Origin of the sequence: Bacillus sp. FSL L8-0199, from assembly GCF_038005705.1 — a bacterium.
Classification (GTDB): Bacteria; Bacillota; Bacilli; order Bacillales; family Bacillaceae_G; genus Bacillus_A; species Bacillus_A cereus.
In genome coordinates this window covers 2,789,397-2,813,603 of the sequence record NZ_JBBOTS010000001.1, presented here as the reverse complement: position 1 = coordinate 2,813,603, position 24,207 = coordinate 2,789,397, and the positions used below count along the sequence as shown (strand labels likewise).

Below are 24,207 nucleotides of genomic sequence, written 5' to 3'. Positions count from 1 at the left end.
TAATGGAGTAATGTATACAGAACGAGAGCAAGAAGAGTATATGAAAGTATGGTTTTCACTTGCAGAAGAGGCTAGTAGGAATGGTTTCACTTGGCCTAGTCTGTTAGAGAATGAAGAATGGAATCAATATATGGCAACAGGGATGTATCGCATGCCAGCAAAAACTTATACTGCTATCTCAAAAGCGACAGAAGAAATCATGTATGTGTTATATAGAACGTATCAATATATTGTAAATACGACAAAAGATTTTCAAAAACTTGGATTCCCAGCTGAAGCGTGGGAAATGGCGAGAATGAAACATAATGGTTTATTTTCATATTTTACAAGGTTTGATTTTATCGTAAATGGTGACGATATAAAATTAATAGAAGTAAATTGTGATACGCCAACAGGCTATTTAGAACCGTCTGTCGCAAATGAAGTGTTATGCCGTTATCATGATGTAAATCACCCAAACCATATAGAAGAGCATATTGTGCAGGCATGGGAACAAATTAAACATGACTATCATATAGGCCCTGAAGAGACGATATATTTTACTAGTTATGATTGGCACGATGAAGATAGTCAAACGGTTCAGTTTTTAAGAACGTATTGCTTAAATCAGTCAACGGACTATGTAGGAATACAAGACATTGTCGTTGCGGAAGATGGTATATATACGCCAAGTGGAGAAAAAATAAAATATTTATATAGACTGTATCCAATAGAGTATTTAGTAACGGACGTTGATAAGAATGGAAAAAGGATTGGTTTACAATTTTTAGATCATATTGCGCAAGAAAGAGTGAAAATTATTAATCCGCCAGCCGCGTTTGTTATGCAAAACAAAAGTGTACTCGCACTAATTTGGAAGCTTTATGAAGAAAGTGTTTTCTTTACAGAAGAAGAGCAAGACATTATTTATAAATACTTTCTACCAACATATTTTTCAAATAAGCGATTTCTAGAAAGACATGAATCATACGTTTCAAAACCTGTATTTGGTCGTGAAGGTGGCGGAGTATCTATATACGAAAATGATGAATTATTAGCTGAAGATAAAACAGAGTATTACTTTGAACAAAGGAAGATATACCAGCAATACATAGAAATGCCTGACTGTACCATTGACACATGGGATGGTCCATATACTGGTAAACTATTAATTGGCTCTCACTGTATAAGTGGAAGAGCAGCAGGCTTATTTTTACGTGTAGGTGAGAAAATAACGGGAAACTTATCAATGTTTACTGGGGTTACAATTGAAGGATAAAGTAAACAAAGAGCTCATCATTTGTGATGAGCTCTTTCGTCTATGTATAAAACAGCTTTTTATGGTGGGGATGTAAAATCTTCACTTTCTTTTTGTGTTTTAAATCTGAATATCATAATTCAAATATTTTTTGTGTAATAATATTACTATTTTTTATAGATGTGAAAAATGATTAAGTTAAAAATTAAGAAAAATATGATAATATATTTATATAAAAGTTTAAATTTACGTAGCTAGTGGGGGAACCAATATGAAAATGAATGAAATAGTAGCAAGTACACAATTTCCAAATACAATCGAAACAATAACAAAAGATTTAAAAGCATTAGGAGTCGAAAAAGGAATGACAATTATCGTTCATTCATCACTAAGTTCTATCGGGTGGATATCTGGTGGTGCGGTTGCTGTAGTAGAAGCATTAATGAAAGTTGTTACGGAAGAAGGAACGATAATAATGCCAACGCAATCTTCGGATTTGTCCGATCCGAAACATTGGTCAAGACCACCTGTACCGGAAGACTGGTGGCAAATTATCCGAGATAACGTCCCAGCATTTGATTCACGTATAACCCCAACAAGGGGAATGGGTGAAATAGTTGAATGTTTTCGTACATATCCGAATGTAGTACGTAGTAATCATCCGTTAGGAAGTTTTGCTGCATGGGGGAAACATGCAGTAGAAATAACAATGAACCATTCGTTATCAATGAGCTTTGGAGAAGAATCTCCATTAAGAAAAATATATGATTTAGACGGGTACGTATTATTAATTGGTGTTGGATATGATTCTAATACGTCTGTTCATTTATCCGAGGTGCGTTCTGGTGCATGTGAGTTAATACAAGTAGGAGCACCTATTATAGAAAATGGTGAAAGAGTATGGAAAGAGTTTTTTGAAATGGATTACGAATCTGAGAAGTTTGTAGAAATTGGTGTGGAGTTTGAGCGAAAAGGAACTGTAAAAAATGGGAAGATAGGGAATGCAACGTGTCGTCTAATGAAACAACGTGATATAGTTGACTTTGGAACAGAATGGTTTCGTAAGAAAAATTAGTAAGGGATGGTTACAATGAAGGGGAAAAAGGTATTAATTACGAGCGGTGGTTGTCTAGAAAAATGGGATCAAGTACGCGGGCATACGAATATGGCCAAAGGTACAATCGGAAGGATAATCGCAGAAGAACTTCTAGCTAAAGGGGCACATGTTATATATTTACACGGTTATTTTGCGGAGAAACCGAGTGATGTACATAGAGGGTTAGAATTACATCCATTTGAAGGAATCGTTGATTTACAAGATAAAATGAAAAGTATCATATCACATGAAAAGATTGATGCAGTCATTATGGCAGCGGCTGGATCAGATTGGATTGTGGAGAAAATTTGTGATCAAGATGGTAATGTTCTTAATATGAACGGAAAAATTTCAAGTGATATAGCACCGATTATTCACTTTCAAAAGGCTCCAAAAGTATTAAAACAAATAAAAGAATGGGACCCAGAAACAGTACTTGTTGGTTTTAAACTTGAAAGTGATTTAAATGAAGAAGAACTGTTTGAAAGAGCAAAAAATAGAATGAAAGAAGCAAGGGCGAATGTAATGATTGCGAATTCACCACATTCTTTATATTCGCGCGGAGCTGTGCATTATGTAATTGGACAGGATGGTAAAGGGAAGTTGTGTAATGGGAAAGATGAAACAGCGAAAGAAATTGTCAAAAGCTTAGAGTTATTATGTAATCGTGTCACTGCTTTTTAAAATTAAGTTTTTAGATGAGAATGAATCCGCATAGTAATAAGTAAGCGAAACTTTAATTGGTGGGAATTTTACTTTTACACGAATGTGAAGCGTATACCAATCAAGAGCTATACACAGAATAATTGGTGAGGAGTGGATTCTATGGAACATTTATTAAAGCAAGCTATTAAACTTAGAAACGAAAAGAAATATGCGCAGTCTAAAGAGATGCTTATAGGATTAACAAACTTTACAAAGGATGCAGAAGTACTGTATCAGTGTGCGTGGATACATGATGTAATGGGGCTAGAAACAGAAGCAGTTCCGTATTATGAGCAGGCAATCGCAAATGGACTTGATGGCGAATCGCTTTGCGGTGCTTATATTGGTTTAGGAAGTACATATCGTTGTATAGGGGAATATGAAAAGGCAATTACAGTATTAGAAGCTGGGGTGAAAAAATTCCCAGAGAACGCTCCGATGAAAGTATTTTTATCATTAGCAAAATATAACGTAAACGATCACGAATCAGCGATGAAATTATTACTTGAAACTGTCGTGAAAGTAGAGGAAGTAAAAGAATTTGAACGTGCCATTTCATTTTATAAAGACCATTTAAATGAGGTTTTTAAATAAAGGAGTGAACGTATGGAGGTTACACTATCACGAAGGCGAAAAGGTGTTTGGATTGGACTCGTCTCTTTAATTATGCTATCAAACTATTTATTGTATGCCCTTCCAATTGTACCAGTTGCGCCGAAAGAAGTTGTGCTTGGGTCATTATTAGATTACATGTTTGTCATTCCAATCATCACGTATTTCTTCATTATTCGAAAAAGATACTCGTTAACGTATATAGTTCCTGTTGTAATAGCTGGTTATATTTTTGCAAGATTTATTATTCCAAGTGACTATTTACAAGCTTTTTCATTCATCTCTTATATTATTGTTGCGGCTGAAATTGCATTTGTAGGTCTAGAATTATTCCTTCTCTATAAAATTGTTAGAGTGCTTCCTAAAATAATAAAAAAATATAAAGAATATAGAAGAGAAAATTATTCCTTTTCTTATGCAATTGATGCAGCGTTTGACGCTACTATGAAAAGAAGTAAGTTAGTAGATGTCATTCTAACAGAGTGTAAGTTAATCTATTATGCGTTTTTATCGTGGCGTGAAAAAGTACCAACAGGTAAATCTGTATACTCATATCATAAAAAGACTGGTGCTATAGGTGTGTATATCATGATTATTCATGCAACAATAATTGAAAGCATTGGTTTTCATTATTTACTACATCAGTGGAATCCAGTAATAGCATGGATTTTACTTATTTTAAATGTATACGCGATGATTTATTTTATAGCTGAAATACAAGCGATGCGCAAAAATCCCCTTGTCGTAACAGAAGAACAAGTAATCATTCAAATCGGATTAGGAAAGAAAATTGTTATGCCATTTACACAAATTGATAGTATTGCGTTCTACAAGGGGGAATTGCTAACGGCAAAAGAAAGGAAACAGGTATTGGATGCAACTGTTATGGAGTTCATAAAAGAACCTGCTACTTTTGAAATAACATTAAAAGAGCCAGTGAAAGCGCAGTTGTTATACGGATTTTCTAAAACAGTAAGTCGTGTTTACTTGAATGTTGATGAAGAACGAAAATTTTATGATGCGGTTAAGGAAAAGTTAAAACATGAGTAATAGTGCTGTTAGTTACATAATAAAAACTCTTTCTAAATAAGAAGGAGTTTTTATTATGTACTTGTATAAATCATTATATAAAAAACTATACACTTCTTTATCGCTATATAAATGGATATAATTGAGGATAGAACTAGCATAAGGGGAAACAAAATAATGAATAAGTTACTTACATCGAAAATTGAAATTATAGAAAGAAAAATCCAGTATAACTCAACAATAGTAGATCACAATTGCTTATTACTTGAAAAGCAATCACAAAGTATCGTTTTATTTCACGAGGTGCAGTATTCATTTACAATGACTGCAAATGATACTAAGTTAACAATCCCAAAAGGAAGTTATACAATCGCATATTACTGGAAAGATCGTCCGTACAATTTATACGTATGGAGAGATATAAAAGGAAAGTATTTAGGTTCCTATTTTAATATCGTAAAAAACACACAAATAAAAGATGCAGTGGTTTCCTTTGAAGATTTAATCATCGATATTATGGTACTTCCAAATGGAGAATACTTCATATTGGATGAAGATGAATTACCAGAACCATTAGGGAATTTCGAAGGTGGTTATGTGAGGAAAGCTCTTTATGGATTAAAAGAAATCATTCAAAAAGAGCTGCCACCAATAGTTTTGGAGACAGCCAGGGTGCAGAGGAAATAAAATTTAATTACATAAATATTTTGAATGGGAATGAGTAGTCTCAAGTTATACGATCTAACTTTTTTAATAAATCTAAGGTTAGTAGCATATTTCTTGAAATTACTCTTTTTTTGTAGAAATTTCGTCGCTTAGTTATTAAATCCCATCAACTGCATTTAGCGTGTGAGTTTTCTTATTGGTTACAGTAGATTAAAGATCAGAAAAAATAGTAAGTAAATGATATTGTTCAAATAAACAACAGTAAAAATGTTCAAACGAATCATATGTATGTTTTGACAAAACCTAGTTGACTTATCGGAAATATTTGTATAATATGTACTTAATTCCATAACGTATTGCCGATTGGAGAAACCAAAGGCATTTTATCTGTTGATAAAATGCCTTTGGTTTTTTTATTGCACAAATACTGAATCTGTTCATTTATATGAATCATTTTAAGGAGGGGAAGAAATGACTGTTTCAATTGATGGGGTATCAAAATATTTTTTGAAACAAACTGGTACGGTTCAAGTGCTAGAGAATATTAATTTTCAATTAGAGAAAGGGGATTTTGTTACAGTAATTGGTCCGAGTGGGTGCGGAAAAAGTACATTACTAAAAATTGTTGCAGGTCTAGATAATGATTTTGAAGGTGAAGTTGTTATTGACGGGGAGCCTATCTTAAAAACGAGCAAGAAACAAGGTTTTATTTTTCAAGAACATAGGCTTTTTCCATGGTTAACAGTTGAAGAAAATATAGCGGCAGATTTGTCGTTAAAAGATAAGTATGTGAAAGATAAGGTGAGAGAATGGGTTGAAATCGTTCGGTTAGATGGCTTTGAAAAATCGTATCCGAAAGAAATTTCAGGCGGGATGTCACAACGTGTTGCGATAGCGAGAGCGTTATTAAGAGATCCAAATGTATTATTACTTGATGAACCTTTTGGAGCGCTGGATGCTTTTACTCGAAGTCATTTACAAGAAGTATTGCTAAATATTTGGGAGCATAAGAAAACAACAATGATATTCGTTACACATGATATAGACGAAGCGATATATCTTTCAAACCGAATCATCATTATGAGTGCAAAACTAGGGAAAATACATAAAGTGATTGAAAATAATTTGCCTTATCCGCGGAATAAAACTTCTCAATCGTTCCAACAACTTCGAACGAAAGTATTACAGCAGTTTGAATATGGAGGGTTGATTCAAACAAGTATATAGGAAAAGGGGGATTTTATATGTATAAAAAATTAAAAATTCTTTCTTTTGTTTTAGCTATATCAGTATGTTTATTAGGATGTGAAAAAAGTACAGCAAGTAGTAAGAAAGAAGATGTAACAATACAAATTGGTATACAGCAAGGATTAAGCCCGCTATTACTAGCAAAGAAAAAGGGGTGGTTTGAAGAGGAGTTTAAAAAAGAAGGAGTTAAAGTGAAATGGACAGAGTTCCAAAGTGGACCTCCTTATTTTGAAGCAATCGCATCAAACCGATTAGACTTTGGTGAAGTAGGGAATTCTCCAGTCATTTCAGCGCAAGCAGCAGGTATTGGATTTACCGAAATCGCCAATACAAGTTATGCGAGAAAAGGAACTGGAATTCTCGTTCAAAAAGATAGCAAAATTGCGAGTGTAAAAGAGTTAAAAGGTAAAAAAATTGCAGTAGCAAAAGGAAGTAGTGCTTTTAATTTATTGTATCGAGCACTTGATAAAGAAGGGATTGATTCAAAAGATGTAAATGTCATTCAATTACAACCAGATGAAGCGCAGCCTGCATTCGAATCAGGATCAGTAGATGCATGGGCGATTTGGGACCCTTTCATATCATTACATACGTTAAATAAAGGTGCGAAGGTGATTGCAGACGGTGAAACATTAAATGTCTCTTCACCAGAATTTTTAATTACGAGAACAAAATTTGCGAAAGAACATCCAGAATTAGTTGAGAAATTCCTCAAAGTTTATGAGAAAGCACGTGTATGGCAAGATGCTAACTTAGATGAAGCAATAAAAGTATATACTTCTGTAAAAAAGATAGATGCGAAGATCGTAAAAGAAGTGTTTAATCACGACAAACCAATTTTAGTTCCAGTAACGAAGGAAATAATAGCAGAACAACAAAAGACAGCGGATTTTCAATATAAGCTCGGTTCTATAAAGAAAGAAATTAAGACGGAAAAAGTTGTAGATAATTCTTTCGTAGAAAAAGCATTGAAAGCGAAGTGAAAAGAGGTTTTGTAAAGTGGGAAATACGAAAGCTGTTATTAAACCAGCGAGTATAACGATTGAGAAAAACAACGTCAAGAAGATGCGAAAGTTAAATGTAAAAGTTTTAGTAAGGGCGATTACTATACCGGTTATTATATTAATAATTTGGCAGTTAGCTGGTGTATTCGGTCTTGTTTCTAAAACAGTTTTACCAACACCATTAGATATTTTTCTAGCTTTCCAAGAGCTTATTAAAACAGGAGAGTTATTCGGCCATTTAAGTATTAGTGTATTTAGGGCTGCGGCTGGTTTCTTTATTGGTGGGGGCTTAGGAATCATTTTAGGAACGATTGTTGGATTTTCAACGAGAAGTGAGCAATATTTAGATCCATCTGTGCAAATGTTAAGAACTGTACCTCATTTAGCTGTTGCACCGCTTTTCGTATTATGGTTCGGTTTTGGTGAAACATCGAAAGTGTTATTAATTGCAGATGGTGCATTTTTTCCTTTATACGTAAACGCATTTTTAGGTATTAGAGGTGTGGATTCAAAGTTATTTGATGTTGCGAGAGTGTTAGAGTTTAGTAAAAGAAAATTAATCACGAAACTAATTTTACCAGCTGCATTGCCTAACCTTTTACTAGGAGCAAGGTTATCGTTAGGTGTTGCATGGGTGAGTTTAGTAGTAGCAGAACTTATGGGGTCTACAGAAGGTATTGGCTATATGATTATGGATGCAAGGCAATTTTCAAATACAGATATTGTATTTGTCGGCATAATTATATTTGCATTTGTTGGGAAGTTTTCTGACTCTCTAGTACGTTTACTAGAAGTGAAGTTTTTAAGATGGCGAGATAACTTTAAAGGTGAGACAGGGAATTAACATATAAATTATTAGGGGTAATTTATATAGAATGTGTTAGTATACGATTCAAAATAAATAAGGGGTGTGTAAAGGTATGGAATTATTATGGTTTATTCCGGCTTATGGAGATGGTCGATATTTAGGAACGACAAAACGAGGAAGAGCAGCTGAATATGGTTATTATAAGCAAGTTGCTGCGGCAGCTGATTATTTAGGATATACGGGTGTTTTACTTCCAACTGGTCAAGGATGTGAAGACCCTTGGGTGTTAGCTTCAGCTCTTGCTGCTGAAACAGAAAAACTAAAATTTTTAGTAGCAGTGAGACCAGGACTAATGTCCCCTACAGTTGCAGCGAGGATGGCATCTACATTTGATAGAATTTCACATGGGAGGCTGCTTATTAATGTAGTAGCTGGAGGAGATCCAGTTGAACTACAAGGAGATGGATTATATCTTGATCATGATGAAAGATATGAAGCAGCGGATGAATTTTTAAAAGTTTGGAAATCGACATTGCAAGGTGAAACGATCTCTTTAGAAGGAAAACATATTAAAGTTACAGATAGTAAAGTTGTCTTCCCACCAGTTCAAACACCATATCCTCCTATATATTTTGGAGGATCGTCAGCTGCTGGAAAAGAAGTAGCAGCTGAACATAGTGATGTATATTTAACGTGGGGAGAGCCGCCAGAGCAAGTGAAAGAGAAAATAGAAGAAGTAAGAAAACTTGCAGAAGAGAAGGGGCGTACAGTGCGATTTGGCATTAGATTACACGTAATTGTAAGAGAAACAGAAGAAGAAGCATGGGAAGAGGCAGAACGTTTAATTCAATATGTGGATAATGAAACAATTGGGCTTGCTCAAAAGACATTTGCAAGATATGATTCGGTTGGTCAAAAACGGATGACCCATTTAAATAAAGGTACGAGAGAGTCGTTAGAGATAAGCCCTAATTTATGGGCTGGAATCGGACTTGTAAGAGGTGGGGCAGGTACTGCACTTGTAGGCGATCCGCATACAGTAGCAGAAAGGATAAAAGAATATGAATTGTTAGGAATTGATACGTTTGTTTTATCAGGATATCCGCATTTAGAAGAAGCGTATGAAGTGGCAGAATTGTTATTCCCATTATTGAAAGACGAGAAGAAAGAAGAAAATAAAATTGTTGGTGAAATGATTGCTGATGCATATGCATTAAAAAAATAGTGAGAAATAAAGTTTCACCTATTTATTGCTTCATTTTGTTTACTGCCTGTTAATACGGTATAAAAAAACCGCAAGTTATTCGCTTGCGGGTTTTCATCGTAAATTATTAGAAAATATGGTAAAATTAAAGGGTAACTTAAGGTGCGGTTGGTTGTTCAATTATCACTTCTCCAAGTAGGAGGGGGGTGATAATTCGTGAGTGAAATAGCGTTGCTATTGCAAGGTGGACTGTTTCTCGTTGCATTGTTAACGTTCGTCGTCGTTTTAATAGACAAGCTCAAAAAATAACAACCCACCTATGCCTATAGAATGTGGGTTGTTTTGTTTGTAAGAAACAAATAGGATAAATGAACAATCCAATCTGCTAAGTTACGTGGACTAGTGTGTAGCCGCACACTAGTCTTTTTTATTTATATACAATTTATAATTGGTTTATGTGATTGTATTGTTCTTTTCATACTCATTATAACACAGTGTCTTTTCATCAAGAAAGGAGACCATACGTTCTGGTTCCTATTATATAGTAGGTGCTTTTTCTTTAAACAGACCATCCATATACTGTTTTAAACTTTGGACATAAAATTTCTGTGTATTCACATTATTTACACCGACAATGGGTGATGGAAGGTCAAATCTTTTTTCTGATAAATGAACGACAACATCAAAGATGTCAAACAAACGAATGAAGCAAAACAGACCGTCTTTATCGCTAAGTAAAATAAAGTAATGATTTTCACTACTTGTATTTAGCGTATTCCATAAAGAACTTTTGCTTAAATCACGTACAATGCTTTTTTCTTTTAGTTCCACGAAATCTGCATTTGAGAGAATGGTAGAGATATCAATCGCATCTTGATTTTCAAAGTAGCCATCAACTGTTTGTACAGCGAATGTATAAGCCATTTTTAATATACTCATTTTATATTTACGGTTATCCAATAGCAATTCACGTTGAATAGAACTCGCTACTTTCGTTACACGTTCCTCTTTCCAAATTTCATTATGTAAGGAAATATCGTGCTTTTTACATAGTTTCATAATTAATGCATTAGAATAAAGAATTTCGTCGCTTACTTCGACAACATCAGTCTCAGCAGCCGCAAGTTCTTCACCGTGCTCATTCGTATAGAGTGGGGAATCAATTTGTCTTTTCATTTGTTCAATCTTAAATTGACTCAATTTATGCCTAATTAAAGGACGATCAATATTTGTTGTCATTTGTTCATGACAAGTATCACAAATTGAGTTTGTGAAATAATATCCACATAATATTTCTGGAATGACATATTGTTCACTAAGTTCTTTCGTATCTTTTCTGCAAATGATGCATTGTGTCATTTTTATCACCTTTACCTGCAAATTTGTATGTAATCTCATTGTAGTGTATTTATTGGTATTTTGGAATATTGTAAAGGAAAATATTATGTGAAATTCATACTTATTTTGGTACAATGAAGAGAAGTGCTAGTTTAAAGGAGGCCATTTTTTTGAAATCAAAAGTGCACTTTTGGACATTAGAAGTGCTAATGGTTGTAGGAATCATATTTATTTGCACAAAAATATCATTTTTATTTCAACCGATTGGTATCTTCATATCAACATTATTTTTCCCAATCTTAATCGCGCTTTTTTTATACTTCATATTTAATCCTGTATTAATCTTTTTGGAGAATAAAAAAGTACCTAGAAATTTAGCGATATTGCTGTTATATCTTTTTATCATAACATTAACTGCGGTTGGCGTTGGAGTAGTTGTTCCTACGATTTCACAACAGCTAATGGACTTGGTTAAAAATATGCCAGGCTACATAAAAGAGGGAAAAGTATACATACAAGAATTATCACATCATAGGTTGTTTGAATGGTTATCTACACAAAACTACGTTTCCATTGAAACAATTGAAAAAAATGCGATTGAATACTTAAAAGATATACCAAATACAATTACGTCGAGTGCAACGGCTTTATTTGGTATTATCACGAACGTTGCATTAGTTGTATTTACTGTACCGTTCATTTTATTTTACATGTTTAAAGATGGACATGCCTTTCCAGGGAAAGCGGTAAGTTTATTACCAGAGTCTTACCGTGAAGAGGGGCTTCGTATCATTAAGGAAACGAACGAAACATTATCTGCATATATTCAAGGGCAAGCGCTCGTTTGTATATTTGTAGGTGCGTTTACTTTTATCGGTTATTTAATTATCGATTTACCGTACGCTTTCGTTTTAGGGATTATCGCAGCATTTACAAACATCATTCCTAACTTAGGTCCATTTATCGGAGCAGCACCAGCTGTTATTGTAGGACTGTTCGTATCTCCGATGCAAGCCTTATACGTAATTATTATCGTAACAATTGTACAACAGTTTGAAAGTAATATTATTTCACCACGTATTATGAGCTCGAAATTAAACATCCACCCATTAACAATTATTATCCTAATTTTAGGGGTAGGTAACTTTGCTGGAATCATCGGAATGATTTTAGCAGTACCAGTTTATGCAGTAACAAAAACAGTTGTTTCGAACTTAGTGAGATTGTTTAAGACGAAGAGAAGTAATCGGAAATAGTAAAACCTGAGAAAGATACACCTCTTTTTAAGTGGTGTATCTTTTGTTTATAAAAAATAATTAAAAGCGGGTTGATTTGATTTTATTATATATTTTTTATACATCAAATTCAGTGATGAACTTGTGGGATATAAGCTCTATAAAACTATGTGGAATCCCTCTGAACTATCCAAATCATTTCCTTACAGCGTGCTATCATCATCATAATCGACTCCTTTCAATTCTATATAGTTAAACGATTAAAGGTGAGTGTAGTACTTGCTTCTACGATCTCGAATTTCATCAATAACTTGTTTATATTGTCTTTCTTGTTTTAATTCATTTTGAGATATTGTTTCTTTTTGAATCGTAATCGTTAAAAAGAATAGGTGAAACTTCATATGTGAATTCCTCCTTTCGAATTGGAATTACAGATGACTACAGTAATGACTTTGTCTTTCTTTTACAGAATCCATAGCCTGATTAATTTGTCGTTCATGAAGCATTTCAGACTCAGAAAATTTATTTTTTTGAATGGTAATGGTTAAAAAGAATACTTTAAATTTCATAAAATAATTGCCCCTTTATAAGTGATTTAGAAAAAACGAGTGTAATAAGAAATTACAGGTGACTACAGTAATGACTTTGTCTTTCTTTTACAGAATCCATAGCCTGATTAATTTGTCGCTCATGAAGCATTTCAGACTCGGAAAATTTATTTTTTTGAATGGTAATGGTTAAAAAGAATACTTTAAATTTCATAAAATAATTGCCCCTTTATAAGTGTTTTAGAAAAGACGAGTGTAATAAGAAGATTGGCGTTCTTTTACTTCGTCCATAATATTTTGGATGTGTTGCTCACGTAAAATCTCTTTCTGTGAAAGTTTACGTTTTTGAATGGTGATTGTTAAAAAGAATGCTTTAAATTTCATGAATATATTACCCCTTTAAAATATATTTTTAATACATTTGAGTGTAGTATGAACTTTTAATGTCAGTTATTTTATCAGTCAGTTGTTTTAACTGTTGTTTACGATTAATTTCAGTTTCAGATAAAGTATTTTTTTGAAGTACAGTCGTAAAAAAGAAAATATGAAAAGTCATAAATGAATTCCTCCTTTCGAAAAGGAATTACAGGTGATCACAGTAAAGTGCTTGGCGCTCCTTAACATCATTCATAGCTTTTTCAATTTGCTCATTATGAAGAATTTCATCTTTGGAAATTGTATTTCTTTGAATCGTAATACTTAAAAACAATACGCTAATAGTCATTGAATGTTGCTCCTTTCTTAGAAAAATAATGTAAGAGACTAAAAAATCGCGCAAAAAAACCACAGGAAGATACAGTTCTCCTATGGCTGGGCGTGAAAAAGCCACAGGAAAGTATACGACCTCCTGTGGCGAATTTATGAATTAAATGAAATAAAGTACGATTTTCAATTCTCCATTAGGGTGGTCGAATTCATATTTAATTGTCCAGAAACCACAGGTGCAGTTAACGCTAAAGTTAATGCATGTAATTGTAATTTCATCATTTCCTTCGACCTCCTTTTAGAATATTTTTCTTACGTTAGTAATTATATACAATTAATGGATAATTGTAAACGGAAAAATTGAAAATTTTTAATTTTGATTAAAATGCGTATGTTTTAAAGGGTTTTGAGAAGATGTATTGTAATTAACGAAATATCGATAAAAATGGGGGATGCTAAATGAAATATATGCATCGTAATGTAGTTGTTATGCTAACAATTTTTTTATTTATTACTGCTTGTTCTAGCGGAGAAAGAATAAAAGAAATATGTGATGTGAAACCTAGTGACTTTAAGAAATATGCTGGAACATATGTTGGTAATAACTCAGATGTGGTTGCAATTGTTAATCATTTACCCGGTGGTGGAACAGTTCAAAGTATAAGTTTAGAAAAGTTTGGCGGGAAAATAATAATCATGCTATATGAAAACTTCTCATTTGAGAAGTTTTTTTATTTTTATAGGTAAGCAAAACAAGTTGTTGAAGGGCAGGCTGTCATAGAATATGATACATATTATAATGAGGAAAAGTTGAGGGGATAAAAATGCGTACAATTTTACTTTTTCTAAACAACATGTCCATCGATAAAATAGAGAACATTAGACATAAACATGATCCTTTATTTGGATTAATTCCACCGCATATAACAATCGTATTCCCGTTTAAGAGTAATATTTCAAATGATGAATTAAAATCTCATATTTTTAATGTATCAAAAGGGGGAGGCAAAATTGAAATTGAGTTTGCAAATCGTATCACTAGCGTAGGAAACTATTTGTTTTTAGAAGTTGATAGAGGAAGAAAACAAATAGAAGAACTACATGATAGCCTGTATACAGGACCTTTATTACAATTTTTGAAAGAAGACATTCCGTACATCCCACATGTAACAGTCGGAAGAAAAGAAAGTGCCGAATTAGCTGCTGAAGTAGTGAAGGAGATTCCTAGTTTTCATGGGAAGTTAAATTGTGTGATTGATAGAATAAGCGTGGAGCGAATTGGAGAGAATGGGGAATCAATTATTGAATTTGAAGTGCCATTTTTTAAAAGCTGACAAAAGTCAGCTTTTTATTTCGTAGCATGAAGTAATGCACCAATTGCACCGCTATTACCACCATCTTGTAAAAAGATTGGTGTTTTATTTTGATATTCGGTGTAGCTACTCATAATATGTTGAAGTTGTACGTTATTACATAAAGTCGAACCAATATAAATAATATGTTCAATGTTTTTTGTTTCAGCGAATTGAAGGCTTAATGCAGTAACGACTTCACCGACAAGTCCTTGTATAGTAGCAAGTATGTCTGAGCTATTATATTTCGATTCTGAAATAGCGGCTTTACCAAAATTGCTAGCAGTTAAGCTATTATCAATAGGTGAGAGAATACCACTATAAATATCTCCAACCGTAATATCTAGTTCTTTTCTAGATCCTACTTTTGTTAGAGGGATTACATCTTCAAAATGATCTATATTTGTTAACAATTTTGAAAGTCCCATAATAGTCCCACCGCCAACTCCGGTTCCACCAGCGCGAATATATTGTTCATTATAAACATAATGGATAGAAGTACCTGTACCGATATTGGTTAAAATAAAATTGTTTATAGTGTGTTTTTCTTCTTTTAATATGTATTGGACACCTGCAAGAGTAGATTCAAATTCGTTTAGCTCTATTATTTTATATGAAGCTGTAAGCAGATGCTGTAATAGTTTCGATTTACCACCCGTAATACATATTTGTTTTATGCCATTGTTGTTTTTAATCCAATCTATTATTTTATGTTGTTCATGCGAATAAAATTTTTCAAAAGTTAATAGCTTTTTTTCGTTAAAATAAGCTATTTTCGTTAATGTGCCTCCAGCATCGATACCGATAGTACGTTCCATTTTCCTGCTCCTAACTACGTAATATGTTTTCCTATTTACTTAATTGGTTGAGAATAGATATTTCCAACTGATATAAGGAACACTTTAATCTGCTTGATATATTAATAGTTTTTCTATAGTTACAATAGGCTGGTCGTTTACAGTTGCAATACCTTTACCAAGAATAAAACCTCGGCGATTGCGCGTTAGCTCATAATGTAAATCAAGTTTATCACCGGGATATGCTTTTCCGTGGAATTCAACTCCATCTAAAGAGGAGAGGAATCCTAGTCCTTCAGAATCACTTGTATGTACAAATGCACTAAGCTGGGCAAGTGATTCTACAATTAACATATGAGGCATATGTTTTTGACTATCATTTATAAACCATTCGTTATTTGTAATGAGTTTATATCCTGTAACGGATTCACCTTGTTTTACATTTGTTACTTTATCAATCATTAAAAATGGATAACGATGGGGAAGCGTGTCTTTAATATGCATATGAAAGTACCTCCAATTAATAATACCCCTGCTAAAGTTAAGCAGGGGAGTGGGAACTAATTTTTAACTAATTCATCTACTTTTTCAAGGACGAAAATGCCGCTATTTCTAATATTTTCAACAACTTGTTGCAAAACTTCTTTATCTTGAACGAGTGCAATACGTACGAAGCCTTCTCCATGAGGTCCAAATGCATGACCAGGTGTAACAACGACATTCGCACGATCCATTAATGCATAAGCGAAGTCTAGAGAAGTCCATCCTTGTGGAATTTCAGCCCAGACAAACATACTACCAGCTGGCTTATCGACATTCCAGCCAAATGTTCGGAATCCATCGACTAAAGTATCTCTCCGTTCTTGATAAATATCGCGGTTTTTCTCACAAAATGCAGCGCCATTTCTTAGTGCTGCAGATGCCGCTTTTTGAATTGGTAAAAATACACCGTAATCGGTATTAGATTTAAATTGAGTAAGTGCACGAATAATTTCTTCGTTTCCAATCATATATCCAATACGGCTACCTGCTAAACTATAACTTTTTGACAAAGAATTGATTTCTACACTAACTTCTTTAGCACCAGGTACAGAGAGGAAGCTAATTGGCTTATTACCATCGAAATAAAATTCAGCATAAGCAAAATCATGGACAACGATAATATTATGCTTTTTCGCGAATGCGATTACTTCTTTAAAGAAATCTTCATGAGCTATTGCTGGAACGGGATTCCCTGGGAAGTTTAAAATCATCATCTTCGCTTGATCGGCAATTTCTTCAGGGATGACTTCTAAGTCTGGTAAGAAATCATTCTCTTTCGTTAAAGGCATGTAGTAAGATGTTGCACCAGCCATTTGAATACCTGTTTCATAAGCTGTATATCCTGGATCAGGAACTAATATAATATCACCTGGATTTGCATAAACCATAGGTAAATGAACGAGCCCGTCTTGTGAACCCATTAATAATAAAACTTCTTTATCCGCATTTAATAAAACGTTATGAGTGTTGTTGTAATATTCAGTTACAGCTTCGTGAAATTCTTGAATACCGGATAATGTATACCCGTAGCTCTCTTTTTCACTCGCTGTATGTACCATTGTTTCTCTTACAAAATCAGCGGGCGGCATATCAGGATTTCCGATGCTCAAATCAATCATGTTATGACCTGCTGCAATTTTTTCTTTTTTATAGGCTCCTAATTCACTAAATATAGAAGATTGGAATGCTTTCATTCTAGTTGCTAACGTGTAAGTCATCAAAACCCCTCCTAAAAACAGTGCTTTCATTCTGCGTTTTTAATTATTCTGAAAACACATGTTTACATTTTATCATTTTTTTATGAAAATTAAAACGATTGATAAATTTAGAGGGAGGATTAGCCTATTTTGAAAAGTAACGATGTAAATAACGTAGATATATTAATTGAAATGTGTATTATATAATTCATTTTATATAACTTAAGGTATTTTCTAGTTTTTATTAAGTATATTTCTCATGTTTTGAATGAAAAAGAATACGAAAACAAGGGCTATTTTTGCGGACGATTTCTAAAGTGAAATAACGCAGAAAATATTTTCTGCGTCTCCTCTGAAATGTAATCATTTCTTTTTATATGTGCATAATTTTTCGGCTGTCAAAAAGTATACATTTAATGTACCGTCGGCAACTTTTAAAGTTTGGTCCGATGTAAATGAATTACCATAATCAATGTGATATACATTAGAATTTTTGACAAATGAGCCTTTATATAAATCGTCTTTATTCTTTGTTGTTTGCATTTCTACTAAATTTTGCACAATTTCCTCTTTATTTTCTTTTTTGACAACTGTTTCAAATTTATAATATACAGGGCATTCACCTTTTTTATTGTCAACGACTTCCCAAGAACCGTATATATCGTTATTGCTGCATCCACTAAGTAGGATGATTAGTATAGGAATTGTAAGTAGAACCTTTTTCATTTTGTGCTCCTTTCTTTTAAATTTGAATAAACGTGCGAATACGATAGGGATATTATAATAAATAAAGTTTAAATTTTTTTAAAGAATTATTTAATTTCATATAAAAATTTAGGAGAAATTAAATAAGCATGAATCTAGTGTAAAGTCAGATTCATGCTAGTACTATAGCCTATGTTATGTCTTTTTTGAGGATAAATAAAGAGGAAAGCAGAATTACTATTCCATTTAATATATATACGCTTGCGATCATAAAGGCTAACGTACCTGCATCGAATATAGAAGCAAATGTTGCGATAGTCAAAAAGATAATGGGAGTCAGTATTAAAAATATGAAACCTGCCACGATTCTTTTTTTAAAACTATGTCCAGATAAGGAAATGGCTAAAAAGTTTAGGATGCTAAACAGAGCAATTGCAAAGAGCAGGACAATAAATACTTGGATGCCATCAGACATTTTACCACTCCTTTTATAAAGAGTACTTTTTATAATCTATTCGAAATAAAAGGGGGATACTCCTTTAGGTAATTTCAATAAACGTAATAAATAGGCGTATTATAAAACAAAGAAGTATGGATTCAATATTAGATCCATACTTCTTTGTTTATTTTATAAATTCGCAGATTGTGAATGCTGTTTTTCATAATGTTTCTGCTTAGAAAGGGAAATAGAAATAATCAATAATGAAACGACTCCGAAGATGAGAACCATATATTGTAACCCAATTGTATCTAAGAAGAAGCCTGTTCCAAGTAAGACGATTTGGAACATAACCCTCTCAAACATATTACGGAATGAGAAGAGGCGACCGTGATAACTTTTTTCCACTTTCGTTTGGAAAATCGTCGACATAATAGGGAAGAAGCAGCCAACACTAAACCCAAATAAACCAAATGATGTAAGAGCCATCCATTTTATATCGCTAAAGAACAATGACAGATGTGCAAAAGCAGTACAAACTGCGAAGAAATATAGTAATTTTTCAGGTTTGAAATGATCAGATAGACGTTTAATTACGAAGGCACCTAACATAAATGCGACACCTTCAATTGTATATATGAACCCTTTAATCGTAGGATCATGTTGCATTTCGCTAATGTTAATAACCATTAAATTAAACCCAGCTATAAATAATAGAGGGATGATACTTAATATAAGTGCTGTAAAAGCAATAGGAATTCCTTTTAAAATACGAAATACTTCCATAAAGCTATTATCTTTTGCAGCTTGTTTACTTGGTGTTGTTGATTTCTTGTCTTCGAATTGTAGGAAGAAAGTCGAGAGGAATAATAAGGCGTATGCTGCCATTGAGAAGGCATACATGTACTGTAAACTCATCACAACTAAAAGAATTCCACCTAGTGAAGTACCTGCAATACGAGCGATTGTACCAACATTCATATGTACACCATTCATTTGTAATAACTCATGCTCACGTACGATGAGTGGAATTACAGATTGTAATGCAGGGAAATAAAATGCTGCTGAAATTTGAAGAGCAACCATAAATGCAATCATAAATGCGATACTTTCAAATTGAATAGCAAAAAACATGAAAATAACACTTAAAACTCGACCAAACCCAGCGTAAAGAAGAACTTTTTTCTTTTCATACTGATCGATGACACGGCCAGCCATAGGTCCAACTAGAACACCGGCTAATAGTCCGATAAATAATATAACTGATTTCATGAAATCAGAAGGGACATATTTTTGCATAAATTCAAGGTTGCCAAGAATACCAAGCCATAATCCTAGACCTGCAATAAACTCCCCAATTAAAACAATCCAAACGTTTTTATTACGCCACATAACATAAAACCTCTCCGTCTTTTAAAATGAAAAACGCGTATATAAAACCTCCTTATTTATGTAGTATTTTTATACGAACTTTTTTAGAGTCAGAGTCTATATTACGTGTTTCATAATTGGATTTCAATCTTTTTGATTTGTCAAAAATTTGATGTGTTAATTGATGAAATAAGTGAATCAAAACGTAAAAAATTTATGATTAAAGCTAATAGAAAGTAAGGGGACATATAAAAAAGCAAGAACGTATAACTACGCCTCGCTTTTCTCAAGTACAAAATTAAATATTAGATTCACTTAGCAACATTTACGCTCTTGTCCAATAGCTAAAGCGCTAAAAGATAGTGGGCCAACAACTTCTGCGCTTGCACCACTAGTAAGGTTTTCTACAGTTAATGAATATTCGTGTGTTCCACTGCTAACGTTTTGATCTATAGCTTGAAATGTTTGTACATAGAATTGTTCAGAATCTGTAGATTCAATACCTACTTGTGCATTAAAAATTTCAATATTATCACGGAAAATTCGGAATAAAACTTGTGAAGTCTCAGTTATACCTTCTATACCAATTGTAGCGATTAATTCTACTCGATTATTACGTGAATCTCTACTTGAAATTCGCAATTTCAAATTTGCTAAAATTGCTTTATTTGGAGAAGATGGGATTGCAAAAGTTGTTTCACCAGTTTTACTAATAGATTGAGTAGCTTGGTAATCAATGATATGAGTCATATTCTTCACCTCCTCATATACTAGAATATGAAAATAGTGAATAATTAGTTTGGACAAATACTAGATTATTTAATAGAGTCAACAATAATTATTGAAAAGAAGAAATTCACATAAAAGCATTAAGAATATATCACAATAAGATGATATTTTTCTTAATGCTTTTTGTAATTAAGCAGAATATTCTTCTTTACGTACTTCAAAAAATTCATTACGTCGTAAGTAATTATAAATTTTCTCTGAAACCTCTTCTTCTTCAGACACTAAGAAACGATGATCAAAAGCGTAGAAAGATTGACCTTTAATTAATTTTACGTAATACATATTAAACGCCTCCTGACACTAGATTATTACTTGCTTCATATTATGATGGCCTATATGTCTGCTAAAAATACTTGGAGTTTCAAAGGGGATAAGTAAAGGGATGAAAGAGCTTACAATTCTGTAAGGTTTATGTCACCTTTTTCGATAGTTTGTATTTACCAGTTTCTTCTATAATGCAAATAGGTTACATAAAATAAGGGGGTAAAAAGATGGATGAAATAATTGGAGAAGTTGTAGCTGGTATTTGTGAATTTGTAGTGGAAGTAACAGCGGATGCTATAGGAAATTTAGTTTCTGGAAATGATGAGGAAAAAGAAACATTATAATAATTTGTAAAAGAATAAAGTTGATCAAATTATAAAGGCTGATTTCTAAAGAGAAATCAGCTTTTTTATTTTTTACATTATATTAACTTAATTTGAATATTCATTTGTTATCATATTTAAGAAGCCTATATAAGGAGGTGAATAAACAAATATGTCGAATTCAGGGCCTGATTTATCTGTTTCTCGTTTGATTGTGGTAAATATAGAAGAAAAAGAATATCATTTTATTGTTCGTGAACATCCGATTGTAGGGAAATTTATATCGCTATTTGAAAATGGGAAAGAATACGGTTTAATAGATAAACAAATCGCTAATAAAGATAAATTTATTACATCGGAGCTTACTAAGTTAGATTATTTTAATATAGATGTTTTATATCTTACACCTGGGTGGATATGGATTGGTATGGATCAATTTGGTTTACATGCTCGTGAGGCTACTTATAACGAAGTAGATGTTATTATGAAGTTGAAAGAGGATTTATATTATATAGATATATACGAAGAAATAAAAATGTAGTAAATATTTATTCAGGTTAGGGGGGAAGTTCCCATAGCCTTTTTTTGTTTAATAATAAAATGCAAAATTATATTATTTTAATGAAAGGTAATATGATAAGAAGTGAGATGAAAAGAGGATTTGAAAATACATTAAGAGAATTGTAATAATTATATGAGTCGTATATGTAAATAACAATAGAAAGAAGATGCTAATATGAGTAAAGAAGAGCTTGTGAAAAAACAGTTTGGCAGCAATGCAGATAAATATGTAAATAGTAAAATACATGCTAAAGGACTGGATTTACAATATGTAGTTCAACAAGTTGAGTCTCGTCATAATAATCGTCTTCTTGATGTTGCTACTGGTGGCGGGCATGTGGCAAATATGTTAGCACCTATGTTTGAAGAAGTAGTTGCACTTGATTTAACAGAACAGATGTTAGAAAAAGCAAAAGTTTTTATAAAGCAGAATGGTCATGAAAATGTATCTTTTGTAGCAGGAAATGCAGAGAATTTACCATTTGCAGACCATTTTTTTGATACAATTACATGCCGGATTGCAGCCCATCATTTTACGAGTCCGGCTCAATTTATTTATGAAGTAAATCGTACGTTGGAGGATAATGGATTATTCATCTTAATAGATAATGTTTCGCCAGAAAATAATGAATATGATACATTTTATAATTTTATAGAAAAAAAGCGTGACCCAAGTCATGAACGAGCTCTAAAAAAGACAGAATGGCTTACTTTATTAGAAAAAAACGGTTTGCAAATGCAGTCATGTCTTACTTTTGATAAGAAGTTTGATTTTGACTGGTGGTGTAATATGATGGATGTCCCTTTACAAAAGCGTGAAAAATTAACAGAATGTATGATGAAAGCACCAAACGAAATGAAGGGATATTTTAATATTCAATTTAAAAATAATAAAGTAGAATCGTTCTATACTGAAATGGCTATGTTTATATGTAAAAAAAGTACAACGTTAAAAAGATAAATGTGTTGCAGTCTTTCTGAAGTACGATATACTTAGTACAGAGAAACTGAGAATTGAGGAATAGTTATAATGATTCGTGTACGCATTGAAGGTACTGAGGAAGAAATGCTTGAATTTATGGGGAAAATGCCAGACATTCCTGGATTTGAAAAGACACATATGAGAGAGCCGAGAAAAGGAAATAACCCGAAATACGATTCAAGTAAAAATGTACTTGCATATTTGTCTTATAAAAAGATTGAAGTCGCCAATAAATAGGCGGCTTTTTTAGTTTGCGCTGTTTCACCGCCTTGTCTTTTTTACATAATAATAATAGTAGATTATGCTCAAGAGGGGTGAGAATAGTTAATAAGAAAATTATCTTTTTTGGAGACTTTGGTATTGATGACGCCGTAGCGTTAATTTATGCAAATAAAACATGTAAATTAGATATTCTAGGTATTGTTGCTGAGTACGGGAATGTATCACGAGATATCGTTACGGAAAATGTTTATTTTTTAGAAAGGTACTATGCTACACAAGTGAAAATTATTGAAGGTGCGAGTAGACCGATGACAGCTGAAGAGCCTTTGTTTTTCCCTGAAATCCACGGGGATCACGGTTTAGGTCCTATTATTCCACCTGAGATGAGAATTTGTAAACGAGAAAATTTTTGTGAATTAATCAAATTAATCGAACCTTGTCCAGAAGATATTATAATTGTGGCGACAGGGAGACTAACGACGCTTGCTACGTTATTTTTATTGTATCCAAATATAATGGATCGTATTTGTTCGTATTATATAATGGGCGGCGCTTTCCTATTTCCAGGTAATGTTACACCAGTATCTGAAGCGAATTTTTATGGTGATCCAATTGCAGCAAATATTGTTATGAAATATGCGAAAAACGCTAGCATATACCCGTTAAATGTAACACAGGGCGCGCTTATAACACCTGAAATGGCCAATATAATAGATAAACAAGGAACTGGACAGGCGAAACTCATTAAACCAATGATTGATTTTTATTATGAGAACTTTTATAAAAAAGAATATCCGGGTATTGGTGGAAGTCCTATACACGATTTACTACCGTTTATCTCGTTTATAAATGACAGTATTTTCGAATATAAAAAATCGGCAGTGTGGATTAGTACGACAAATGATGTGACTAGGGGCCAAAGTGTAGCAGACTTTAGAAAAATAGCTGAGCCAACAAGGTTTGATGATCGGCCGATTCAAAGAATTGCTGTTGGTTTTAACTATGCAGCTTTTAAAGAAGAGTTTATGCGAACAATATTGAAGCCAGATTGTCCTTAATGTGTGTAATAACAAGTCGGATAAATCGTTAGTTCAAAAAAAGGTTTAATCTGTGTGTATTATTCTCAAAAATCTTAAAGTTGAACAACATGAATAACTTATGAAAAATGTCACATAACTAATGGTAAGCAATTGTTTCTAATTATATTTTGATTGGTGAAATGTAAAGG

The 24,207-nt window shown here is 33.0% G+C and carries 32 protein-coding genes and 1 pseudogene; 18 read left to right on the top strand and 15 right to left on the bottom strand.

Translation table 11 applies throughout. The features are described from left to right. Positions 1-10 precede the first annotated feature (10 nt). From NST86_RS14675 to NST86_RS14625, 11 genes are all read left to right on the top strand, one after another. Positions 11-1,258: a glutathionylspermidine synthase family protein gene (locus NST86_RS14675; RefSeq protein ID WP_016118096.1), complete on the top strand. Its 1,248-nt coding sequence runs from the start codon at positions 11-13 to the stop codon at positions 1,256-1,258. A gap of 250 nt (positions 1,259-1,508) precedes the next feature. After that, entirely contained in the window at positions 1,509-2,312 is an 804-nt protein-coding gene (locus NST86_RS14670) for an aminoglycoside N(3)-acetyltransferase (RefSeq protein ID WP_000783344.1), read from the top strand. A gap of 15 nt (positions 2,313-2,327) precedes the next feature. After that, positions 2,328-3,017: a phosphopantothenoylcysteine decarboxylase domain-containing protein gene (locus NST86_RS14665; RefSeq protein WP_000676724.1), complete on the top strand. Its 690-nt coding sequence runs from the start codon at positions 2,328-2,330 to the stop codon at positions 3,015-3,017. 141 nt (positions 3,018-3,158) lie between these two features. Further along, positions 3,159-3,632, top strand: a complete 474-nt coding sequence (locus NST86_RS14660; RefSeq protein ID WP_000400636.1) for a tetratricopeptide repeat protein — start codon at positions 3,159-3,161, stop codon at positions 3,630-3,632. A gap of 12 nt (positions 3,633-3,644) precedes the next feature. After that, complete coding sequence (locus NST86_RS14655) at positions 3,645-4,700, top strand: hypothetical protein (RefSeq protein WP_109140801.1); 1,056 nt, start codon at positions 3,645-3,647, stop codon at positions 4,698-4,700. Between the two features lie 156 nt (positions 4,701-4,856). After that, positions 4,857-5,366: a DUF402 domain-containing protein gene (locus NST86_RS14650; protein WP_016118094.1), complete on the top strand. Its 510-nt coding sequence runs from the start codon at positions 4,857-4,859 to the stop codon at positions 5,364-5,366. Positions 5,367-5,816: 450 nt separating this feature from the next. Then, positions 5,817-6,572: an ABC transporter ATP-binding protein gene (locus NST86_RS14645; RefSeq protein WP_340934027.1), complete on the top strand. Its 756-nt coding sequence runs from the start codon at positions 5,817-5,819 to the stop codon at positions 6,570-6,572. 17 nt (positions 6,573-6,589) lie between these two features. Then, the gene (locus tag NST86_RS14640) at positions 6,590-7,576 is read left to right on the top strand and encodes an aliphatic sulfonate ABC transporter substrate-binding protein (protein WP_000277092.1); all 987 of its coding nucleotides are present in this window, start codon (positions 6,590-6,592) and stop codon (positions 7,574-7,576) included. Between the two features lie 16 nt (positions 7,577-7,592). Next, on the top strand, positions 7,593-8,441 hold the full coding sequence (locus NST86_RS14635; protein ID WP_000528518.1) for an ABC transporter permease: 849 nt from the start codon (positions 7,593-7,595) through the stop codon (positions 8,439-8,441). Positions 8,442-8,517: 76 nt separating this feature from the next. Next, entirely contained in the window at positions 8,518-9,630 is a 1,113-nt protein-coding gene (ssuD, locus tag NST86_RS14630; RefSeq protein WP_000422261.1) for an FMNH2-dependent alkanesulfonate monooxygenase, read from the top strand. A 195-nt stretch (positions 9,631-9,825) separates the two neighbouring features. Beyond that, the gene (locus tag NST86_RS14625) at positions 9,826-9,918 is read left to right on the top strand and encodes a putative holin-like toxin (protein WP_001289320.1); all 93 of its coding nucleotides are present in this window, start codon (positions 9,826-9,828) and stop codon (positions 9,916-9,918) included. Between the two features lie 228 nt (positions 9,919-10,146). Here NST86_RS14625 and NST86_RS14620 read toward each other — a convergent pair whose 3' ends face one another. After that, on the bottom strand, positions 10,147-10,968 hold the full coding sequence (locus tag NST86_RS14620) for an HNH endonuclease (RefSeq protein WP_000189713.1): 822 nt from the start codon (positions 10,966-10,968) through the stop codon (positions 10,147-10,149). A gap of 149 nt (positions 10,969-11,117) precedes the next feature. Between NST86_RS14620 and NST86_RS14615 the strand changes: the two genes are divergently transcribed. Beyond that, positions 11,118-12,203, top strand: a complete 1,086-nt coding sequence (locus tag NST86_RS14615; protein WP_000837892.1) for an AI-2E family transporter — start codon at positions 11,118-11,120, stop codon at positions 12,201-12,203. A gap of 239 nt (positions 12,204-12,442) precedes the next feature. Here the strand turns inward: NST86_RS14615 and NST86_RS14610 are convergent, their stop codons facing one another. From NST86_RS14610 to NST86_RS14585, 6 genes are read right to left on the bottom strand one after another with little or no spacing between them, the layout of a single operon-like run. Continuing rightward, positions 12,443-12,583 carry a YrzI family small protein gene (locus NST86_RS14610; RefSeq protein ID WP_000668497.1) on the bottom strand — a complete coding sequence of 47 codons (141 nt, stop codon included), beginning with the start codon at positions 12,581-12,583 and terminating at the stop codon, positions 12,443-12,445. Positions 12,584-12,610: 27 nt separating this feature from the next. Then, on the bottom strand, positions 12,611-12,751 hold the full coding sequence (locus tag NST86_RS14605) for a YrzI family small protein (protein ID WP_000669805.1): 141 nt from the start codon (positions 12,749-12,751) through the stop codon (positions 12,611-12,613). Between the two features lie 52 nt (positions 12,752-12,803). Continuing rightward, the gene (locus NST86_RS14600; RefSeq protein ID WP_000669805.1) at positions 12,804-12,944 is read right to left on the bottom strand and encodes a YrzI family small protein; all 141 of its coding nucleotides are present in this window, start codon (positions 12,942-12,944) and stop codon (positions 12,804-12,806) included. A 26-nt stretch (positions 12,945-12,970) separates the two neighbouring features. Next, the gene (locus tag NST86_RS14595; RefSeq protein ID WP_000668963.1) at positions 12,971-13,114 is read right to left on the bottom strand and encodes a YrzI family small protein; all 144 of its coding nucleotides are present in this window, start codon (positions 13,112-13,114) and stop codon (positions 12,971-12,973) included. 28 nt (positions 13,115-13,142) lie between these two features. Continuing rightward, a complete protein-coding gene (locus tag NST86_RS14590; RefSeq protein WP_000142729.1) occupies positions 13,143-13,286 on the bottom strand; it encodes a YrzI family small protein in 144 nt (47 codons plus the stop codon). 27 nt (positions 13,287-13,313) lie between these two features. Next, a complete protein-coding gene (locus NST86_RS14585; protein ID WP_000156193.1) occupies positions 13,314-13,454 on the bottom strand; it encodes a YrzI family small protein in 141 nt (46 codons plus the stop codon). A 440-nt stretch (positions 13,455-13,894) separates the two neighbouring features. Between NST86_RS14585 and NST86_RS14580 the strand changes: the two are divergent. Both NST86_RS14580 and NST86_RS14575 read left to right on the top strand, forming a co-directional pair. Then, positions 13,895-14,125 (top strand): annotated as a pseudogene (locus tag NST86_RS14580) (DUF4825 domain-containing protein); the annotation flags it as partial. Positions 14,126-14,259: 134 nt separating this feature from the next. Beyond that, the gene (locus NST86_RS14575; protein ID WP_001259207.1) at positions 14,260-14,769 is read left to right on the top strand and encodes a 2'-5' RNA ligase family protein; all 510 of its coding nucleotides are present in this window, start codon (positions 14,260-14,262) and stop codon (positions 14,767-14,769) included. A 14-nt stretch (positions 14,770-14,783) separates the two neighbouring features. On the opposite strand, the gene coaW is transcribed toward NST86_RS14575, so the two are convergent. From coaW to NST86_RS14535, 8 genes are all read right to left on the bottom strand, one after another. Then, positions 14,784-15,605: a type II pantothenate kinase gene (gene coaW, locus NST86_RS14570; RefSeq protein ID WP_000442489.1), complete on the bottom strand. Its 822-nt coding sequence runs from the start codon at positions 15,603-15,605 to the stop codon at positions 14,784-14,786. Between the two features lie 84 nt (positions 15,606-15,689). Continuing rightward, positions 15,690-16,088: a 3-hydroxyacyl-ACP dehydratase FabZ family protein gene (locus NST86_RS14565; protein ID WP_000547659.1), complete on the bottom strand. Its 399-nt coding sequence runs from the start codon at positions 16,086-16,088 to the stop codon at positions 15,690-15,692. Positions 16,089-16,144: 56 nt separating this feature from the next. Next, positions 16,145-17,344 (bottom strand): LL-diaminopimelate aminotransferase, encoded by a 1,200-nt coding sequence (locus NST86_RS14560; protein ID WP_016118091.1) that lies wholly within the window; start codon positions 17,342-17,344, stop codon positions 16,145-16,147. A gap of 342 nt (positions 17,345-17,686) precedes the next feature. Next, entirely contained in the window at positions 17,687-18,049 is a 363-nt protein-coding gene (locus tag NST86_RS14555; RefSeq protein WP_000757017.1) for a hypothetical protein, read from the bottom strand. 169 nt (positions 18,050-18,218) lie between these two features. Next, positions 18,219-18,503: a hypothetical protein gene (locus tag NST86_RS14550; RefSeq protein WP_016118090.1), complete on the bottom strand. Its 285-nt coding sequence runs from the start codon at positions 18,501-18,503 to the stop codon at positions 18,219-18,221. Positions 18,504-18,656: 153 nt separating this feature from the next. Continuing rightward, entirely contained in the window at positions 18,657-19,859 is a 1,203-nt protein-coding gene (locus tag NST86_RS14545) for an MFS transporter (RefSeq protein WP_000269261.1), read from the bottom strand. A 294-nt stretch (positions 19,860-20,153) separates the two neighbouring features. Further along, positions 20,154-20,588 carry an exosporium protein ExsC gene (exsC, locus tag NST86_RS14540; RefSeq protein ID WP_016118089.1) on the bottom strand — a complete coding sequence of 145 codons (435 nt, stop codon included), beginning with the start codon at positions 20,586-20,588 and terminating at the stop codon, positions 20,154-20,156. 168 nt (positions 20,589-20,756) lie between these two features. Beyond that, positions 20,757-20,909, bottom strand: coding sequence for a YqbF domain-containing protein (locus tag NST86_RS14535; protein WP_000291905.1), 153 nt, complete (start codon positions 20,907-20,909; stop codon positions 20,757-20,759). Positions 20,910-21,386: 477 nt separating this feature from the next. Between NST86_RS14535 and NST86_RS14530 the strand changes: the two genes are divergently transcribed. From NST86_RS14530 to NST86_RS14515, 4 genes are all read left to right on the top strand, one after another. Then, a complete protein-coding gene (locus NST86_RS14530) occupies positions 21,387-21,755 on the top strand; it encodes a hypothetical protein (protein WP_000071478.1) in 369 nt (122 codons plus the stop codon). A gap of 195 nt (positions 21,756-21,950) precedes the next feature. Beyond that, complete coding sequence (locus NST86_RS14525; RefSeq protein ID WP_000031305.1) at positions 21,951-22,736, top strand: class I SAM-dependent methyltransferase; 786 nt, start codon at positions 21,951-21,953, stop codon at positions 22,734-22,736. 69 nt (positions 22,737-22,805) lie between these two features. Further along, positions 22,806-22,994, top strand: coding sequence for a DUF3970 family protein (locus tag NST86_RS14520; protein WP_000621885.1), 189 nt, complete (start codon positions 22,806-22,808; stop codon positions 22,992-22,994). A gap of 77 nt (positions 22,995-23,071) precedes the next feature. Beyond that, positions 23,072-24,037, top strand: coding sequence for a nucleoside hydrolase (locus NST86_RS14515; RefSeq protein WP_001223681.1), 966 nt, complete (start codon positions 23,072-23,074; stop codon positions 24,035-24,037). The last annotated feature ends 170 nt before the right edge of the window (positions 24,038-24,207 follow it).

Excerpts from the sequence above, each read along its gene's own strand:
- NST86_RS14655 (WP_109140801.1), top strand. The coding sequence starts at position 3,645 with ATGGAGGTTACACTATCACGAAGGCGAAAAGGTGTTTGGATTGGACTC.
- NST86_RS14530 (WP_000071478.1), top strand. The coding sequence starts at position 21,387 with ATGTCGAATTCAGGGCCTGATTTATCTGTTTCTCGTTTGATTGTGGTA.
- NST86_RS14660 (WP_000400636.1), top strand. The coding sequence starts at position 3,159 with ATGGAACATTTATTAAAGCAAGCTATTAAACTTAGAAACGAAAAGAAA.
- NST86_RS14560 (WP_016118091.1), bottom strand. The coding sequence starts at position 17,344 with ATGACTTACACGTTAGCAACTAGAATGAAAGCATTCCAATCTTCTATA.
- NST86_RS14590 (WP_000142729.1), bottom strand. The coding sequence starts at position 13,286 with ATGACTTTTCATATTTTCTTTTTTACGACTGTACTTCAAAAAAATACT.
- NST86_RS14555 (WP_000757017.1), bottom strand. The coding sequence starts at position 18,049 with ATGAAAAAGGTTCTACTTACAATTCCTATACTAATCATCCTACTTAGT.
- NST86_RS14645 (WP_340934027.1), top strand. The coding sequence starts at position 5,817 with ATGACTGTTTCAATTGATGGGGTATCAAAATATTTTTTGAAACAAACT.
- NST86_RS14610 (WP_000668497.1), bottom strand. The coding sequence starts at position 12,583 with ATGAAGTTTCACCTATTCTTTTTAACGATTACGATTCAAAAAGAAACA.
- NST86_RS14600 (WP_000669805.1), bottom strand. The coding sequence starts at position 12,944 with ATGAAATTTAAAGTATTCTTTTTAACCATTACCATTCAAAAAAATAAA.
- NST86_RS14670 (WP_000783344.1), top strand. The coding sequence starts at position 1,509 with ATGAAAATGAATGAAATAGTAGCAAGTACACAATTTCCAAATACAATC.
- NST86_RS14665 (WP_000676724.1), top strand. The coding sequence starts at position 2,328 with ATGAAGGGGAAAAAGGTATTAATTACGAGCGGTGGTTGTCTAGAAAAA.
- NST86_RS14605 (WP_000669805.1), bottom strand. The coding sequence starts at position 12,751 with ATGAAATTTAAAGTATTCTTTTTAACCATTACCATTCAAAAAAATAAA.
- NST86_RS14575 (WP_001259207.1), top strand. The coding sequence starts at position 14,260 with ATGCGTACAATTTTACTTTTTCTAAACAACATGTCCATCGATAAAATA.
- NST86_RS14520 (WP_000621885.1), top strand. The coding sequence starts at position 22,806 with ATGATTCGTGTACGCATTGAAGGTACTGAGGAAGAAATGCTTGAATTT.
- exsC (WP_016118089.1), bottom strand. The coding sequence starts at position 20,588 with ATGACTCATATCATTGATTACCAAGCTACTCAATCTATTAGTAAAACT.
- coaW (WP_000442489.1), bottom strand. The coding sequence starts at position 15,605 with ATGGAACGTACTATCGGTATCGATGCTGGAGGCACATTAACGAAAATA.
- NST86_RS14525 (WP_000031305.1), top strand. The coding sequence starts at position 21,951 with ATGAGTAAAGAAGAGCTTGTGAAAAAACAGTTTGGCAGCAATGCAGAT.
- NST86_RS14675 (WP_016118096.1), top strand. The coding sequence starts at position 11 with ATGTATACAGAACGAGAGCAAGAAGAGTATATGAAAGTATGGTTTTCA.
- NST86_RS14620 (WP_000189713.1), bottom strand. The coding sequence starts at position 10,968 with ATGACACAATGCATCATTTGCAGAAAAGATACGAAAGAACTTAGTGAA.
- ssuD (WP_000422261.1), top strand. The coding sequence starts at position 8,518 with ATGGAATTATTATGGTTTATTCCGGCTTATGGAGATGGTCGATATTTA.
- NST86_RS14545 (WP_000269261.1), bottom strand. The coding sequence starts at position 19,859 with ATGTGGCGTAATAAAAACGTTTGGATTGTTTTAATTGGGGAGTTTATT.
- NST86_RS14550 (WP_016118090.1), bottom strand. The coding sequence starts at position 18,503 with ATGTCTGATGGCATCCAAGTATTTATTGTCCTGCTCTTTGCAATTGCT.
- NST86_RS14565 (WP_000547659.1), bottom strand. The coding sequence starts at position 16,088 with ATGCATATTAAAGACACGCTTCCCCATCGTTATCCATTTTTAATGATT.
- NST86_RS14640 (WP_000277092.1), top strand. The coding sequence starts at position 6,590 with ATGTATAAAAAATTAAAAATTCTTTCTTTTGTTTTAGCTATATCAGTA.
- NST86_RS14585 (WP_000156193.1), bottom strand. The coding sequence starts at position 13,454 with ATGACTATTAGCGTATTGTTTTTAAGTATTACGATTCAAAGAAATACA.
- NST86_RS14535 (WP_000291905.1), bottom strand. The coding sequence starts at position 20,909 with ATGTATTACGTAAAATTAATTAAAGGTCAATCTTTCTACGCTTTTGAT.
- NST86_RS14650 (WP_016118094.1), top strand. The coding sequence starts at position 4,857 with ATGAATAAGTTACTTACATCGAAAATTGAAATTATAGAAAGAAAAATC.
- NST86_RS14595 (WP_000668963.1), bottom strand. The coding sequence starts at position 13,114 with ATGAAATTTAAAGCATTCTTTTTAACAATCACCATTCAAAAACGTAAA.